The sequence below is a fragment of the Ralstonia sp. R-29 genome, from assembly GCF_049913345.1.
Taxonomy (GTDB): Bacteria; Pseudomonadota; Gammaproteobacteria; order Burkholderiales; family Burkholderiaceae; genus Ralstonia.
The window spans coordinates 2979072-2995639 of sequence record NZ_CP184377.1 but is presented as its reverse complement, the minus strand read 5'-3'; the positions used below and the strand labels follow the sequence as shown (position 1 = coordinate 2995639).

At 63.4% G+C, this 16568-nt stretch carries 14 protein-coding genes; 8 read left to right on the top strand and 6 right to left on the bottom strand.

Translation table 11 applies throughout. The annotated features are described in order from the left end of the window. Positions 1-99: 99 nt before the first annotated feature. Entirely contained in the window at positions 100-279 is a 180-nt protein-coding gene (locus ACN9M1_RS14095) for a hypothetical protein (protein ID WP_426395306.1), read from the bottom strand. A gap of 531 nt (positions 280-810) precedes the next feature. Between ACN9M1_RS14095 and ACN9M1_RS14090 the strand changes: the two genes are divergently transcribed. The 8 genes from ACN9M1_RS14090 to ettA all read left to right on the top strand — a co-directional run bounded on the left by ACN9M1_RS14090 (position 811) and on the right by ettA (position 10727). Then, on the top strand, positions 811-2241 hold the full coding sequence (locus ACN9M1_RS14090) for a carbohydrate porin (RefSeq protein WP_426395304.1): 1431 nt from the start codon (positions 811-813) through the stop codon (positions 2239-2241). 236 nt (positions 2242-2477) lie between these two features. Further along, positions 2478-2684: a hypothetical protein gene (locus ACN9M1_RS14085; protein ID WP_426395302.1), complete on the top strand. Its 207-nt coding sequence runs from the start codon at positions 2478-2480 to the stop codon at positions 2682-2684. A 43-nt stretch (positions 2685-2727) separates the two neighbouring features. Then, complete coding sequence (locus ACN9M1_RS14080; protein WP_426395300.1) at positions 2728-4371, top strand: Nramp family divalent metal transporter; 1644 nt, start codon at positions 2728-2730, stop codon at positions 4369-4371. 565 nt (positions 4372-4936) lie between these two features. Further along, positions 4937-5923: a ubiquinol oxidase subunit II gene (gene cyoA / locus ACN9M1_RS14075; protein ID WP_426395298.1), complete on the top strand. Its 987-nt coding sequence runs from the start codon at positions 4937-4939 to the stop codon at positions 5921-5923. 9 nt (positions 5924-5932) lie between these two features. After that, positions 5933-7912, top strand: a complete 1980-nt coding sequence (gene cyoB, locus ACN9M1_RS14070; protein WP_426395297.1) for a cytochrome o ubiquinol oxidase subunit I — start codon at positions 5933-5935, stop codon at positions 7910-7912. Between the two features lie 3 nt (positions 7913-7915). Beyond that, entirely contained in the window at positions 7916-8557 is a 642-nt protein-coding gene (cyoC, locus tag ACN9M1_RS14065) for a cytochrome o ubiquinol oxidase subunit III (protein ID WP_426395295.1), read from the top strand. Continuing rightward, positions 8558-8926: a cytochrome o ubiquinol oxidase subunit IV gene (locus ACN9M1_RS14060; protein WP_426395293.1), complete on the top strand. Its 369-nt coding sequence runs from the start codon at positions 8558-8560 to the stop codon at positions 8924-8926. It abuts the gene before it with no gap. A 133-nt stretch (positions 8927-9059) separates the two neighbouring features. Then, a complete protein-coding gene (gene ettA / locus ACN9M1_RS14055; RefSeq protein WP_426395291.1) occupies positions 9060-10727 on the top strand; it encodes an energy-dependent translational throttle protein EttA in 1668 nt (555 codons plus the stop codon). Positions 10728-10774: 47 nt separating this feature from the next. Here the strand turns inward: ettA and ACN9M1_RS14050 are convergent, their stop codons facing one another. From ACN9M1_RS14050 to ACN9M1_RS14030, 5 genes are all read right to left on the bottom strand, one after another. Beyond that, complete coding sequence (locus ACN9M1_RS14050; RefSeq protein WP_426395289.1) at positions 10775-11020, bottom strand: CDGSH iron-sulfur domain-containing protein; 246 nt, start codon at positions 11018-11020, stop codon at positions 10775-10777. A gap of 23 nt (positions 11021-11043) precedes the next feature. Next, on the bottom strand, positions 11044-11532 hold the full coding sequence (locus ACN9M1_RS14045) for an aminoacyl-tRNA deacylase (protein WP_426395287.1): 489 nt from the start codon (positions 11530-11532) through the stop codon (positions 11044-11046). Between the two features lie 170 nt (positions 11533-11702). Then, entirely contained in the window at positions 11703-12014 is a 312-nt protein-coding gene (locus ACN9M1_RS14040) for a hypothetical protein (protein ID WP_426395285.1), read from the bottom strand. Positions 12015-12210: 196 nt separating this feature from the next. Beyond that, complete coding sequence (gene mdoH / locus ACN9M1_RS14035) at positions 12211-14793, bottom strand: glucans biosynthesis glucosyltransferase MdoH (RefSeq protein WP_426395284.1); 2583 nt, start codon at positions 14791-14793, stop codon at positions 12211-12213. Beyond that, a complete protein-coding gene (locus tag ACN9M1_RS14030) occupies positions 14766-16292 on the bottom strand; it encodes a glucan biosynthesis protein G (protein ID WP_426395282.1) in 1527 nt (508 codons plus the stop codon). The genes mdoH and ACN9M1_RS14030 overlap by 28 nt, the downstream gene beginning before the upstream one ends. Positions 16293-16568: the final 276 nt, after the last annotated feature.

The following is a 16568-nucleotide window of genomic DNA, read 5'->3' as shown; positions in this document are numbered from 1 at the left end:
AAAGCCCCGAGGACGACCGGGATGCCCGTACTGGCGCCAGATGCCTGGCATGCCGGGGAATAGGCCGGTGCGGTTTCACCACGGAAAACCGGTCGCGGCTCAAGTCTGGCATGGCTCGATTTTTAATTCCATTGAAAGTTTTTTAATTCGTTTTATTTCGCCAAAGGTCGGCGCCGGATTAATGGAATAAAGATCAATCCACCATTTGGATAGGTAACCGATTACACCCTGCAAAAACAGGGGTGATGGACATAATTCTGTAAAAGTGATGGCGGCCACGGCGACATATCGGGTTTTCATTATTGGATAATGGGGAAGGTCCGGCTTGGACGGCCGTCGCTATCGTCGTTAAGACCTACGCATTTCATTCCTGCAGCCGGCACCAGCATCACCAAACGGCCTCCGTTGCGGAGGTTGTTTTCTTTTGGCACCGCGCTTGCGCCGCGCCCGTCGCGCCATCGCTTCGCGCCGCCAAAAAAGCGCTTGCCGATCTCAACAACGCTTTGTTACTCTGCGCCCCGTCATAGCTACGGAGATGTTCTCCATGGACAGTTGTTCTAGTCGATCTTCGATCGCACATTGAACGGCTAGACAGTCTCGGCGTGCCGCTTGCGCGCCTCACCACTGCCTAGCCGCATTGCACGGCGGGTAGTGGCACTTGCGTGGGTTCTCTGCGCAAGTCGCTTCCCACAATTCGATGGTTTTACCGACACGGCCATGAGGCTGCGTGCGCGTTTGCGTGCGTGGTTTCCTGGGAGGGCCGTGCGGCTCATGCCTACGTTCGTCATAGAAGCGGACGGGGGAGGTCTCATGCTGTTTCTCTCGATGCTGCAATACGTTTGGGTTTCGGTGCGCCCGCTGGTTCTGGTACGCGCTGCTGTGCTTGGTCGTCTGGCGTTGTCGGCTGTGATCACGCTGCTGTCGGTGTGTGCGCAGGCTGCCCGAGCGGAAGATGCCCCGGCTGCCGATGCGCCGCTGATCGCCGGTGGTGAGTTGGGCGATCGCTTCGGCTTCCATGGCCAATCCACCTGGGTCTGGCAAGCCAAGCCTGCGTTCAAATCGCCATACAGCGGCGACAACAGCCTGACACCGGGCCGCGCCACGAGCTATTCCTTCAGTACGACCCTGGACCTGGGCATGCGGCTGTGGAAGGGCGCGGAATTCCACTTCAACCCGGAAGTGGTGATGGGCAAGGCGTTTTCGGATCTGCATGGCCTCGGTGGCCCGACCAACGGCGAGTTGGCCAAGGTCACGGGCGGCGATCCGACGCTGTACCGCGCCCGCGTTTTCGTGCGCCAGATCTGGGGCCTGGGCGGTGACACAGAAAAGGTCGACGCCGACTTCAACCAGTTCGCCGATGTGGTCGACAAGCGCCGCGTGGTCCTGACGGTGGGCAACCTGCCGGTGCTGGACGTGTTCGATGCCGTGGAGTATGCGCATGATCCCCGCACGCAATTCCTGAACTGGTCGTTCATGACGCATCCATCGTTCGACTATGCAGCCGATGCGCGTGGCTACAGCTGGGGCGTTGCGCTGGAGTACATCGACAGCGAACTCGGCTGGGCCGTCCGCGCGGGCCGTTTCCTGCAGCCGGTGGAGTCCAACGGCTTGCCCCTCGACACGCGCTTTCTCAAGCATTACGGAGACATGCTGGAGCTTGAAAAGAGCTACACGCTGTTCGGCCAAGAGGGCAAGGTGCGCTTGCTGGGCTGGCGAAACTTCGCCCGCATGGGCCGCTTTGATGATGCGATTGCGCTCGGCCAGTCCACGGGTAGCACGCCCGATCTGAGCCCGGTGCGCCGGGAGCATGCCAAGGTGGGTGTGGGTTTGTCCTTCGAGCAAAAGGTGGGTGAAAACCTGGGCCTGTTCACCCGTTTGAACTGGTCGGACGACAAGACGGAGACCTATGCTTTTACGGAGGCCGGCCGCAATGTGTCGTTCGGTGGCCTGCTTAAGGGCGTGTCGTGGGGGCGGCCCAACGACGTGGTCGGCGCGGCCTTTTCGCTGAACATGCTGGGGCCGGATCACCGGGCGTACCTCGCGGCCGGCGGCAGCGGCGCATTCCTGGGCGATGGCGCGTTGAACTATGGCCACGAACGCATCATCGAAGTGTTTTACAGCTTTCAACCGGCCAAGGGCATCACGCTCAGCCCCGATTTTCAGTTGATCCAGAACCCCGGTTACAACCGGGACCGCGGGCCTGCCAAGTTCTTTGGCATACGTGCCCACGCGGAGTTCTAACGCCTACGGAGGACCCATATGGACAGTCCGAGTCGACCTTATCCGACACCTTCATCGGTATCCCACTAGGCGAGTCCGCCGCACGGTTTTCCCTGCTGCTGACTTGCCGCCCAGGCAAGGCAGCGGTGTCTGCATCGCTCCTTGATTGTTTGAATCTGCCGCCAGGGTAAGACGACCCCTGTGCGGCGATTGCCGCATGCCGCGCACGTGTCGCGCCCATGTGGCGAGGAGTTGCCATGCGCAAATTCAACATTCCCGCCCGCCGTTTCTCGGCCATCGCGCTGCCGTTCAGCTCGCCGTTCGTGCAGGCCCGCGCCGGTGCGCCCGAGCGTGCCAATGCTGTGCCGACCACGTCCAACCGCCGCGCCGGCGACGGCGGCCAAGCGCTCTCCAGCCACGGCTATGCCGCTGCCGCCATCCGGCTGTCGCGCACCTACTGGTAACCGGCAGGTCGTCCCACCACCCAATAACAAATCGGAGGTCGCTATGACCCAACTGACTTCGGGCATCGACGCACCACCCCGTCATGCCGCTCTTGATAGCGCCCACGTGGGCGACATCCGTGGCGCGCTTGGCACCATCGCGCACCACGACACCGGCGCACGCGATAGCTGGCGCGCGCGCCTGCGCACGCTGCTCGCCATCCTTGGCCCCGGCCTGATCGTCATGGTCGGCGACAACGATGCCGGCGCCTTCGGCACCTACACGCAAGCGGGCCAGAACTACGGCACTACGCTGCTGTGGACATTGCTGCTGCTGATTCCCGTGCTGTACGTGAACCAGGAGATGGTGCTGCGCCTGGGCGCCGTTACGCGCGTCGGCCATGCGCGTCTGATCTTTGCGCGCTTCGGCAAGTTCTGGGGCAGCTTCTCCGTCATCGACTTGTTTCTGGTGAATGCGCTGACGCTGGTGACAGAGTTCATCGGCATCAGCCTTGCGCTGGAGTATCTCGGCATCCCGCGTCATTGGGGCGTGTGTGCAGCGGCCGCGCTGGTGATGCTGGCGGCGTCCACCGGAGACTTCCGCCGCTTCGAGCGTTTCGCGCTGGCACTGGTGGCGGGCAGTCTCACGCTGATTCCCGTGTTTGTGATGGTGCATCCGCCAATGGGGCAGGTGGCGCGCGACTTTTTCGTGCCCGCGCTGCCGGCCGGCGCACCGCTGGCAGAGGTGATGCTGCTGATCATCGCCATCGTGGGGACAACGGTGGCGCCATGGCAGTTGTTCTTCCAGCAGAGCTACGTGATCGACAAGCGCATCACCGCGCGCTTCATCCGCTATGAGCGTGCGGATTTGTGGCTGGGCATCGTGCTCGTGATTGCCGGTGCGGTGGCGATGATCGCCTTCGCCGCGCAGGCCTTCCACGGCACGCCCGCGTTCGGCAACTACACCGATGCGCTCGGCACGGCGAAAGGGTTGGAGGCGCATTCGGGCCGCTGGGCCGGCGTGCTGTTTGCGATTGCGCTGCTGGACGCCAGCATCATCGGCGCATGCGCGGTGTCGCTGTCGACGGCGTATGCGATTGGCGATGTGTTTGCCGTGCGGCACTCGCTGCATCGCAAGCCGACCGAGGCCAAGGGCTTCTACGCGATCTACTTCGGGCTGACGTTGCTGGCCGCCGGCTTGGTACTCACGCCGGGTGTGCCGCTCGGTCTGCTGACCAACGCGGTGCAATCGCTGGCCGGCGTGCTGTTGCCGAGCGCCACGGTGTTCCTGCTGCTGTTGTGCAACGACAAGGCCGTACTTGGCCCCTGGACGAACGGCCGCGCGATGAACATCTTCACCGGCGGTGTGGTGGCGGTGCTGGTGATGCTCTCCGTCATCCTGACGGTGGCGGTGCTGTTTCCGGGCATCGGCGAGTTCGAAATCGGCGCGATCCTGATCGGCGGTTCGCTCATCGCCATCGTTATGTCGTCGGTGCTGTGGCGCATCGAACGAAAAACCCGCCGGCCGCAGCACCCGCAGCGCGTGAGCGTGCTGGACCGTGATCGCTGGACCATGCCGCCGCTGGAGCAGCTCACCCCGGCCCGCTGGACCCCGCTCAAGCGCACGTGGATGTTTGTGCTGCGGGGCTATCTCGTTGTGGCCGCCGGGCTGGTGCTGGTGCGCATTGCTGGGTTGCTAGCGCAGTAACGGACCGCAGGCGAAGATAAGAGTGGTTCTCATCTTCGCCTGCCGCAGCGCGCACATTTGGGGCCAACGTCGGGTGCGCACCACTGTGGCTGATTGTCGCAGTGCAACAACATGCACTTTCGATTTGCTTACCCGCAAAGCCGCGTAAACCCTAGCCGTGTAGGCCGGATAACACTTGTCAATCGGCGCGCAATTCTATTTGCCTGAGCAAATTCAACGATCCGAAGACGTGTCTGGCGGTAAGATCGCGCCCGCATTCCACTCCCAACCGCGCTCGCCCAACGGGCGCATGACGTAGTGCCTGCTCCGACTCCATCCGCGCCCCGATTGTCGTCCGCTGCCTTGTGCGGTGCGGCGGCCTTCACCTTTGTCCATGCCAGTCATGGTCGAAGCCCGCCTCGCAGGCAGGGCGCGCTGGGTTCAGCTTCTCCCTGACCGGCGCCAGATGTGATCGAAGATCCGCTGCTGCACCAGGCGTCTTACGGTGCGTCAGCACGGTCTTTCTCATTTCCCGCGTTTTTTGCCTGTGGTCTGTTGTTTGGGCTGCGTGGCTCCCGTGCAAGACATGAAGAACACACTCGTTCCACAACTGAAGCGGCTCCTGGCCGCAAGCCTCCCGCTCCTGCTTGCGGGCTGCAACCTGACGGTCCTCGACCCGAAGGGGATGATCGCGGCGGAGGAGAAGACGCTGATCCTGGTGGCAACCGGCTTGATGCTGCTGGTGGTCATTCCCGTGATCATCATGACGCTGGTGTTTGCGTGGAAGTACCGCTCCACCAACACCAAGGCTCGCTACGAGCCGGACTGGTCGCACTCCAACGCCATCGAGGCGGTGGTGTGGCTGATCCCATGCCTGATCATCGTCGTTCTGGGCTGGATCACCTACAAGTCCACGCATGCGCTGGATCCGTACAAGCCCATCCAATCCGACGTGAAGCCGATCACCGTCGAGGCCGTCTCGCTCGACTGGAAGTGGCTGTTCATCTATCCGGAACTGAAGATCGCGACGGTCAACCAGCTCGCGATTCCGGCCAACACGCCGATCAACTTCAAGATCACGTCCGACACGGTGATGAACGCGTTCTTCATCCCGCAACTGGGCAGCCAGGTCTACGCGATGGCCGGTATGCAGACCAAGCTGCATCTGATCGCCAACGAGGCCGGCGTGTTTGACGGCATGTCGTCGAACTACAGCGGCCAGGGTTTCACGGGCATGAAGTTCAAGGCCACGGCCATGACGAACGAAGAGTTCGACGCCTGGGTCAAGCAGGTCCGCGCCTCGTCGCAGAACCTGACCAAGGAAGGCTACGCAGAACTGGCCAAGCCGAGCGAGAAGGTGCCGCCGGCGGCGTACGCCAATGTGGACCCGACGCTGTATCACAGCATCCTGCACAAATACATGGGCGAGTCGGACAAGGTCCTGACGCTCGATGAGGCCATTGGCGGTGCCAACTGCACCGTTGAGACGGCCGATGCGATTGCCGCTCCGGCACCGGTGCAGTCGGCTCTGCCGGCCCCCACCGCTGCCACCGCAGTGCGCACGAATTCCTAGGAGTTGACGATGTTTGGCAAGTTGAATCTGGAGGCCATTCCGCTGCACGAGCCCATCGTGGTCGTGACGGTCTCGGCCATTCTGCTGGGTGGTGCGGGCGTGTTCGGCCTGATCACCTATCTGAAGAAGTGGTCGTACCTGTGGAATGAGTGGATCACCTCGGTCGATCACAAGAAGATCGGCGTGATGTACTGCATTCTGGCCATCGTGATGCTGCTGCGCGGCTTTGCCGACGCCATCATGATGCGCTCGCAACTGGCGGTCGCCTCGGGCGGCGGTGCTGGCTATCTACCGCCTGAGCACTACGACCAGATCTTTACCGCGCACGGCGTGATCATGATTTTCTTCATGGCCATGCCGTTGATGACGGGCCTGATCAACCTGATCGTGCCGCTGCAGATTGGCGCGCGCGACGTGGCGTTCCCGTTCCTGAACACGCTGTCGTTCTGGCTGGCTGCTGCCGGCGTGGTGCTGATCAACGTGTCGCTGGGCGTGGGTGAATTCGCGCGTACCGGCTGGCTGGCGTACCCGCCGCTGTCGGAGCTGGCGTACAGCCCGGGCGTGGGGGTCGACTACTACATCTGGGCCTTGCAGATATCCGGCCTGGGCACCTTGCTGACCGGCGTGAACTTCGTCGCGACCATCTTCAAGATGCGCGCGCCAGGCATGACCCTGATGCGCATGCCGATCTTCACCTGGACGTCGCTGTGCTCGATGATCCTGGTCGTCGCTGCCTTCCCGGTGCTGACCGTGGCGCTGGCCCTGCTGGGCGCTGACCGCTATCTGGACATGCACTTCTTCACGAACGAGTTGGGCGGCAACGCCATGCTGTACGTGAACCTGATCTGGATCTGGGGCCACCCCGAGGTGTACATCCTGATCCTGCCGGCGTTCGGCATGTTCTCGGAAATCGTCTCGACGTTCTCGCGCAAGAAGCTGTTCGGCTACACGTCGATGGTGTGGGCAACCGCCGGCATCACCGTGCTGTCGTTCCTGGTGTGGCTGCACCACTTCTTCACCATGGGTTCGGGCGCGAACGTCAACGCGTTCTTCGGTATCGCGACGATGATCATCTCGATCCCGACGGGCGTGAAGATCTTCAACTGGCTGTTCACGATGTACCGCGGCCGCGTCGAGCTGAACTCGATGATGCTGTGGACGATCGGCTTCATGATCACCTTCGTGATCGGCGGCATGACCGGCGTGCTGCTGGCCGTGCCGGGCGCTGACTTCCTGCTGCACAACAGCCTGTTCCTGATCGCTCACTTCCACAACACCATCATCGGTGGCGTGGTGTTCGGTTACCTGGCTGGTATCACGTACTGGTTCCCGAAGGCCTTCGGCTTCAAGCTGGACGAGAAGTGGGGCAAGCGCGCCTTCTGGTGCTGGTTCGTGGGCTTCTACACCGCCTTCATGCCGCTGTACGTGCTGGGCTTCATGGGCATGACGCGTCGTCTGAACCATACCGACAACCCGGCATGGCAGCCGTGGCTGATCGTCGCCGTGATCGGCGCTGCGATCATCGCCTGCGGTATTGCTTCGCAGCTGATCCAGATTTTCGTCAGCATCCGCAACCGTCATGCGCTGGCTGACCTGACGGGTGACCCGTGGGGTGGCCGTACGCTGGAGTGGGCGACGTCGTCGCCGCCGGCGCACTACAACTTCCCGGTACTGCCGGTAGTGCGTGACATCGACGCCTTCGCCGACATGAAGGCGCGCGGTGAAGTGCCGACGCAAGTGGCCGCCAGCTACGAGAAGATCCACATGCCGAAGAACACCGGCGCCGGCTTTTTCATCGGCATGTTCTCGATCGTGATGGGCTTTGCGCTGATCTGGCACATCTGGTGGATGGCCGTGCTGGGTCTGGTCGGCATGATCGGCAGCTTCATCCTCCGCAGCAACGACGACGACGTCGATTACTACGTGCCCGCTCACGAAGTGCACGAGACCGAGTCGGCCTACTTCCAACGTATCGGTTCGCAGGCTTAAACCATGGCTTCCAATGTTCTAGACGGTCACGCCGCGCACGGCCACGCTGCCGGCCACGACCACGCGCATGACCATGCGCACCACCACGACGTCGCAGACACCAAGGTCTTCGGCTTCTGGGTGTACCTGATGAGCGACTTGATCATCTTCGCGTCGCTGTTCGCTACGTTCTGCGTGCTGCGCGGCGCAACGGCGGGCGGCCCGACGGGCAAGGAGCTCTTCGACCTGTCGTACGTGGCGATCGAAACCGGCATCCTGCTGGTGTCGTCTATCACCTACGGCATGGTGATGATCAGCGTGCAGAACGGCCGCAAGGACCACGTGATGCTGTGGTTGGGCATCACGCTGCTGCTGGGTGCCGCGTTCGTCGGCATGGAAATCAACGAATTCCATCACCTGATCGCTGAAGGCGCCGGCCCGAACCGCAGCGCGTTCCTGTCGTCGTTCTTCCTGCTGGTCGGCACGCACGGCCTGCACGTGGCCAGCGGCATGCTGTGGATCATCGTCATGATGTGGCAGATCGGTGCCAAGGGCCTGACCCCGACCCAAACGACCCGCCTGTCGTGCCTGAGCCTGTTCTGGCACTTCTTGGACGTGGTGTGGATCGGCGTGTTTACCGTCGTGTATCTGCTGGGAGCGATGTAAATGGAACAGACCAACGTTGCGGCCCACGCCGCGCATGACGAGACTCATGGCCACGCTGCTGGCGGTGCCGGCCATGCCACCGTCAAGGGCTACCTGATCGGCTTCGTGCTGGCGGTGATCCTGACGGCCATCCCGTTCAAGATGGTGATGGACGGCGGCTACTCGCACGGCACCGTTCTGGTGACGGTGATGGCCTTGGCGGTCGTGCAGATCGTCGTGCACCTGATCTATTTCCTGCACTTGGACGGCTCGTCCGCCCAGCGCTGGAACGTGATGGCCTTCCTGTTCACGCTGTTGATTCTGGCGATCGTCGTTGTCGGTTCGCTGTGGGTCATGCACAACATGAACGCCAACATGATGACGATGTAACGAGGCTTGCCTCTTGCTACGTCGGAAGGGCGCCCCTGTGGGCGCCTTTTCTTTTGCCTGTGGGGCTCGGCGCCCTGGCTTTGCTACACTCCGCGGGTCCCCATATTTCAGCGTTTTCCCCCGCTTCTACGCCATGTCACAGTACGTTTTCACCATGAACCGCGTGGGCAAGATCGTTCCGCCCAAGCGCCAGATCCTCAAGGACATCTCGCTGTCGTTCTTCCCGGGCGCCAAGATCGGCGTGCTGGGTCTGAACGGTTCGGGCAAGTCGACCGTGCTCAAGATCATGGCCGGCCTCGACAAGGACATCGAAGGCGAAGCCACGCCGATGCCCAACCTGAACATCGGCTACCTGCCGCAGGAGCCGCAGCTCGACCCCGCCAAGACCGTGCGCGAAGAAGTCGAAAGCGGCCTGGGTGAGGTGATGGATGCACAGAAGCAGCTCGAAGCCGTCTACGTTGCCTACGCCGAGCCGGATGCCGACTTCGACAAGCTGGCCGAAGAGCAGGCCCGCCTGGAAGCCATCATCGCCGCCGGTGCGGGTGACAACGTCGAACTGCAGCTGGAAATCGCCGCCGACGCACTGCGCCTGCCGCCGTGGGACGCCAAGATCGAACACCTCTCGGGCGGTGAAAAGCGCCGCGTGGCGCTGTGCAAGCTACTGCTCTCGCGCCCCGACATGCTGCTGCTCGACGAACCGACCAACCACCTGGATGCGGAATCGGTGGACTGGCTCGAACAGTTCCTCACGCGCTTCCCGGGCACCGTGGTGGCCGTGACCCACGACCGCTACTTCCTCGACAACGCCGCCGAGTGGATTCTCGAACTCGACCGCGGCCATGGCATCCCCTGGAAGGGCAACTACAGCTCGTGGCTCGATCAGAAAGAGACGCGCCTGAAGCAGGAAGAGTCGAGCGAATCGGCGCGCCAGAAGGCGCTGAAGAAGGAACTGGAATGGGTGCGCCAGAACCCGAAGGGCCGTCAGGCCAAGTCGAAGGCGCGTCTGGCCCGCTTTGACGAGCTGAACAGTCAGGAATACCAGAAGCGCAATGAAACGCAGGAGATCTTCATCCCGGCCGGCGAGCGGCTGGGCAATGAAGTGATCGAGTTCACCAACGTCAGCAAGTCGTACGGTGACCGCCTGCTGATCGACGACCTGAGCTTCACCATTCCGCCGGGCGCCATCGTCGGCATCATCGGCCCGAACGGTGCAGGTAAGTCGACGCTGTTCCGCATGCTCACGGGCAAGGAGCAGCCGGACTCGGGCACCATCAAGATCGGCCCGACCGTCAAGCTGGCCTACGTGGACCAGAGTCGCGATGCGCTTTCTGCCGACAAGACGGTCTTCGAAGAAATCTCGAACGGTTCCGACATCCTGACGGTGGGCCGCTACGAAACCCCGTCGCGCGCCTATATCGGCCGCTTCAACTTCAAGGGTGGCGATCAGCAGAAGCACGTCGGCACGCTCTCGGGCGGCGAGCGCGGGCGTTTGCACCTGGCCAAGACGCTGATCTCGGGTGGCAACGTGCTGCTGCTGGATGAGCCGTCGAACGACCTCGACGTGGAAACGCTGCGTGCGCTCGAAGACGCGCTGCTCGAATTCGCGGGCTGCGTGATGGTGATCTCGCACGATCGCTGGTTCCTCGACCGGATCGCCACGCACATCATCGCGTTTGAGGGCGATTCGCACGTCGAGTTCTTCCCGGGCAACTACCAGGAATACGAAGCCGACAAGAAGAAGCGTCTGGGCGAAGAGGGCGCCAAGCCCAAGCGCATCCGCTACAAGCCGGTCACGCGTTAAGCGAGGACACGCGGGTCTTTCGGCCCGCGTTTTCGCCGCGTTTTCGTTTAGGGTGAGCGATCCGCCTCCACTGGCGGCGCAGGCGCGTCGAGGTTGCTGTCGAACTCGGCGCGCTTGTGCGAGCCGTCACAGAACGGCTTGTTCAACGAGTGCCCGCAGCGGCACAGCCATGCCTGGCCTTCCTCCACCGGCAACTCGCGCCCGTTCTGGGTGACGATCCGGAAGCTTCCCTTGATGTGATATGGCCCGTTGTTGCGGGCCGTAATGATGACCTCATCGACCTCAGCGGCCATGATGGCCTCCTTCGTGGCGCAGCTCAGAACAGGATGCCCTGCATCCGATAGGCGAAGTGGGCAGGCTTGGCGTCGCGCATCAGGGCCATGAATTGGTCCATGTCCATGTGGACGACGTTTTCGTGGTCGCCGGCTTCGAAGTAGACGTCGCGGTGGGTCATCAGGCTGCTGTCGATGTAGGTTGGCATGCCGTAGGCCATGCCCACGGGCGGTACGGCGCCCGCGTCGCAGTCTTTGAAGACTTCACGCAGTTCCGATTCATCGGCCAGGGTCAGGTCGTAGCGGCCGGATTCCTTTTGCAGTTCCGATAGGTGCAGGTGATAGGTCGATGGCAATACGGCCGCCACGTAGCCGAGCTTGTCTTCGAGCAACAGCGTCTTGGCCAGACGGTCGCCCGGGACATGCGCCGACTGCGCGGTTTCGGTGCTGGTGTTGGTATGCGGATGACGGATCACCTCGTACTGGCAACCTTTGTTGCGCAGGCAGCCGTCGAGTGTGCTGGCGATCGACATGGCGTCCTCCCGTATGGAGTGCGGCCGGCGGCGGGATTGCCGGACTGCATATGGCCGCTACGCTCCAGCATAGGTCGGTTTGCGGCGCATGCAGGCAGGGCGCCCACAAAAGCAACGGGCCGCTCATGTGAGCGGCCCGGGTGCGAGGAACTTGCGAGGTGGCGTGCGGATCAGCGATCCCAGCCACGGTGCCAGCCATGGTCGTGGCGCCATTCGCGCTCACGCCACTCGTGGCGGCGCCATTCACGTTCGCGCCAGTCGTCGCGATCGCGCCAGTAGCCGCCACCGTAATACACGGGTGCCGGCGCATACACCGGCGCCGGGCGGTACACCACCGGCGGCGGCGCATAGACCGGCGCAGGGGCCACGTAGACCGGCGCAGGCACGCCGATGGCCACGCCAACATCCACATGCGCCAGCGCTGCCGTCGAGGCGCACAGCGCGGCGCCACCCAGAACGAATGCGAGCAGTGTGCGTTTCATGATGCTTCTCCTTGGCAAGTTGCGAGGCCGTTGCGGGATGGTTGCGTGGGCTTCGTGCGTCAAATCGTTGAGGTCATTCTATGAACGCCAGGCCCAGTCAGGTGATACCTAATTCCTACCGATGTAACGGAAAGTAAAACGCCCCACCGGCAAGAAGCGGGTGGGGCGTCACGTTTGCAGCAGCGGTAGCGGCGATTCAGCTTTCCGCAGGTTGCCACGCGGCACGCCGTTCCGGTGACGACCACACCGCCAGGTGCAGCGCCGACAGCGAGAACGGATCCGACAGCAGCACGAGCTTCTGCTTGCCGGTCAGCTTGTCGGGGCCAACTTCCAGCGCGTGACGTACGGTCGCCTCACGCACGGCAATCAGACGTCGATCCTGCGGAAAGCGTGTTGTGCCGATCGCGCACATTAGCGCATTGGTGACGGGGTCCACCACGGCCTGGCGGAAATCCGGCATCGGCGGTGCGTTGCGCAGGTGCTTGCGTGTGGCGCGCAACTCGCGCGGCGGGCGCACTTCCTCGGGGATCATGAACAGGCGCAGGCGACGCATGCGGCGGCCCAGACTCACGCGGCTCGAGAGCACCGACAGCGGAATCGACACGATCAGCGCGCCGACCACCGGCGAGAGCCACCACAGGAAGCTCGGGTTCAGCCAATACACGATCGCCGCCCAGACGAGGCCGATCACGGTGTGCAGGCCATGGCGGCGCACGGCGTCGCCCCAATGCGTTTGTGCGTCTTCACGCGGGGGCGATTTCCAGTGCACCTTCCAGCCGAGGAACGCGGCCGTCACGAAGCGTGTGTGGAACAGCATGCGCACCGGCGCGGCCAGCACCGAGAACGCCGCCTCGATCGCCATCGACAGCGCCAGATGAATGGCCCCACCGAAGCGCTTCGGCCCCTGCGCCCATAGCACCAGCACACTCAGGATCTTCGGCAGGAACAGCACGGTGGCGGTGGCCGAGAACAGCGCGGCCGCCTTTTCCGGATGCCACTCTGGCCAGATCGGGAAGATCTGGTGCGGCTGGGTGAAGTACTCCGGCGCGATCAGCGTGTGCTTGGCCAGCAGCGCCGTCGACAGCAACAGAAACAGGAACCACAGCGGCGCTGACAGATACGCCATCACGCCCGTGATGAACACCGCGCGGTGCACGCGGTGGAAACCCGGCGCGCCGAACAGGCGGAAGTTCATCAGGTTGCCGTGGCACCAGCGGCGGTCGCGGCCCAGCTCGTCGAGCAGGTTGGGCGGCATCTCTTCGTAGCTGCCGTCCAGGTCGTAGGCGATCCACACGGCCCAGCCGGCGCGGCGCATGAGGGCCGCTTCGACAAAGTCGTGCGACATGATCTCGCCCGACAGCGAACCCTTGCCCGGAATCGGTGCCAGCGCGCAGTGCTTGATGAACGGGTCCAGCCGGATGATGGCGTTGTGGCCCCAATAGTGCGACTCACCCAGCTGCCAGTAGTGCAGGCCTGCGGTGAACAGCGGCCCGTACACGCGCGTGGCGAACTGCTGGATGCGCGCGTACAGTGTGTCGCGGCCAGCAGCGCGCGGCGCGGTCTGGATGATGCCTGCGGAAGGCGCACCCTCCATCAACTGCACCAGGCGCGTCAGGCAATCGCCGCTCATCACGCTGTCGGCGTCGAGCACGATCATGTAGCGGTACTTGCCGCCCCAACGTCGGCAGAAATCGTCGATGTTGCCGCTCTTGCGCTTCACGCGGTGGCGGCGCCAGCGGTAGTAGATGCGGCCGAAGCCATCGAGCGCCCGGCAGATGTGCAGCCACGCATCGGCTTCGGCGGTGCGGATATCCGGATCGCCGGAGTCCGACAGCACGAAGAAATCGAAGTGCTCCAGATGGCCGGTGCGCTGCAGCGATTCGTATGTCGCGCGCAGGCCTGCGAACACGCGCTGCACATCCTCGTTGCAGATCGGCATGACGATGGCGGTGCGTGCGTCGTCCGGAATCACCGCATCGGGCGAGGCGCGGCGCGAGATGACAAAGCGATCGCCATGGAAGGCCAGCAGCAGGAAGCCCGTGATGGCCGTCCAGAAGCCCGCCGACACCCAGCAGAACAGCACCGCGAACAGCACGATGATGATGGCTTCGAGCCAATCGGCGCCGTGGTACGGCAGCACCGTGCTCATCGCCCAGGTGGCGCCGATGGTCTGCGCGATCATCAGCGCGAGCAACGTCAGGCGACGGCGTGCACCGACAAAGCGCCAGATGCCCTTTGGGTCCGGCGAATCGGGTTTCTCGTAGGGCACGGGCGCCTTGCCGCCGCTGTTCCACCGCTCGATAGCCTTGCGTGCTCGCCAGATCGGCCCGAGCACCCACGGCCACGGCACCATGGAGCGACGGGCTGGCGTGGGGCCGGTATCCAGGTGGATGCGGCCTTCGCTGTCGTGTTCGAGTGGAGGAGCGGGTTCTGCCGCCGGTTCGGTAGACGCGGCATCCACGCGCGTAGCGCCATATGCGGCATCCAGGCGCGATCCGACGGACGCATAAGCGGGGTTGTCGGCTTCAAGTGAATGCGTTTGTGCCGGATCGAGCTTGGCGAGCGCCCGGTGCAGCTTGGCGAGCGTCGCGGCATCGTCGTCACCGGCGGCGATGCCCGCCGCGATACCCGCATCAAGCAGCAGCGCGGCACGTGCGTCGGCCGCCAGCGGCAGCGCTTCCAGGTAGTGATCGGCTACCGACTCGGGGGAGGGCGCCGCGGCGTGGCCGCCGGTCTGGGCTGTCATCGTGTTCAGCCCGGAGGTAACAGGTAGCTCCACGTCTCAGAAAGTCCGGTACCGCCGCTGCGCAGATAGCCGCGCAGTTCGACTGGTTTGTCGTCGTCGACCCGCTTGAGGCGCACCGTTACGCGCCAGCCGCCGGTCGCGGTGTTGGGTTGGCCGAAGATCGATTCGATCTTGCCGTTGGCATCTGCCGAGAACACCGGCTCCACCGGTGCATTGGGTGCCAGCTTGGCCAGCGCGGGGCCTTCAAAGTCGACCACGAAGGCGATCGTGTCGTCAGGTTTGCGCTCATCCGGGCGCTTGGTGGTCCAGCCGTGCGAGCGTCGCGTCTGCGTGACCCAGGCCAGCGCCGGTTTCTTGTCGCCGTCCTTCTGCCACAGCATGCGGTATTCGAGGTTGAACGGCTGCTGCGGCTTAGGCGGGTTCTCGGGCACCCAATAGGCGACCACGTTGTCGTTGGTTTCGTCCGGCGTCGGAATCTGCACGAGTTCCACGCGGCCTGCACCCCATTTGCCGACGGGTTCCACCCAGGCGCTGGGGCGCTGTTCATACCGATCGCCGATCTCTTCGTAGCTGGAGAACGCGCGATCACGCTGCATCAGGCCAAAGCCGCCCGGGTTGGTGGTCGAGAATGAGCTGACCAGCAGGCGTTTCGGGTTCGTCAGCGGGCGCCAGATCCACTCGCCTGTGCCGGACAGCAGCGACAGGCCGTCGGAATCGTGCACCTCGGGGCGGAAGTCCAGGTTGGCCGCCGGCTGGTTCTCGCCAAAGAAGAACATGCTGGTGAGCGGCGCGATCGCCAGCTTGCTGACGTTCTCGCGCATGAAGACCTGTGCCTTCACGTCGACCACGGTATCGGTCCCCGGCTTGATGACGAAGCGGTAGGCCCCCGTGGCACGGCGCGAATTCAGCAGCGCATAGATCGTCAGCTCCTTCGCGTTGGCGGCAGGGCGTTCGATCCAGAAATCGGAAAAGCGCGGGAATTCCTCGCCCGAGTTGAGTGCCGTGTCGATCGCCAGGCCGCGTGCGGACAAGCCATAGACCTGGTTCTTGCCGATCGCGCGGAAATACGACGCGCCCAGGAAGACGATCACTTCGTCTTTGTACTTGGGGGTGTTCATCGCGTAGTGCACGCGGAAGCCGGCAAAGCCCAGCTTCTGCAGCTGCTTCGGGTCGAGCTTGACGGGGCCGTAGTCGAACAGGCGCGGGTCGAAGCGGATTTCGCGCACGCCGGCCGGCGACACCTCGTTGATCTTCACCGGCTGGTCGTAGTACGAGCCTTCGTGGAAGAAGCCGAGCTCGAACGGCAGCTTGTCTTTGCGCCAGTAGGCCTGATCCGACTTGAAGCGGATCTCGCGGTACTGGTCGTAGCGCAGCTCACGCAACTGGCGCGGCAGGGTCTCGCTTGGCGCCTGGTACGGCTTGGCGGCCAGCTGCTTGGCGTGCACCGCCACATCGTTGAAACCGAAGGCCAATGCGGCCTGCGCGGACGCCAGGGCCAGCAGGCCCACAGCCAACCTCGCGAGGCCGGCCACCGACCGCGCACGAGGTGCCGGCTGGGTGGCGGGGGAATGGGGAGGAACAGCGTAGGGGATGTTCAAAATGAGATCGCATCTATGCGGCGCACCCGCGGAAGGTGATGCTGTTGGGCGCGCCGGTCATTCGTCTGTGCCGCGGAGATTCTACCCGCCTGACCTTTACGAGATCAAAACCGGCAACATTTTGATAATGTTTCCGGCCAGCATCCGTCCAGCAATCACGTCAATTGACGTGTAAACCTACGCGTTTTGGTGCATCCATCGTCCGGCGGA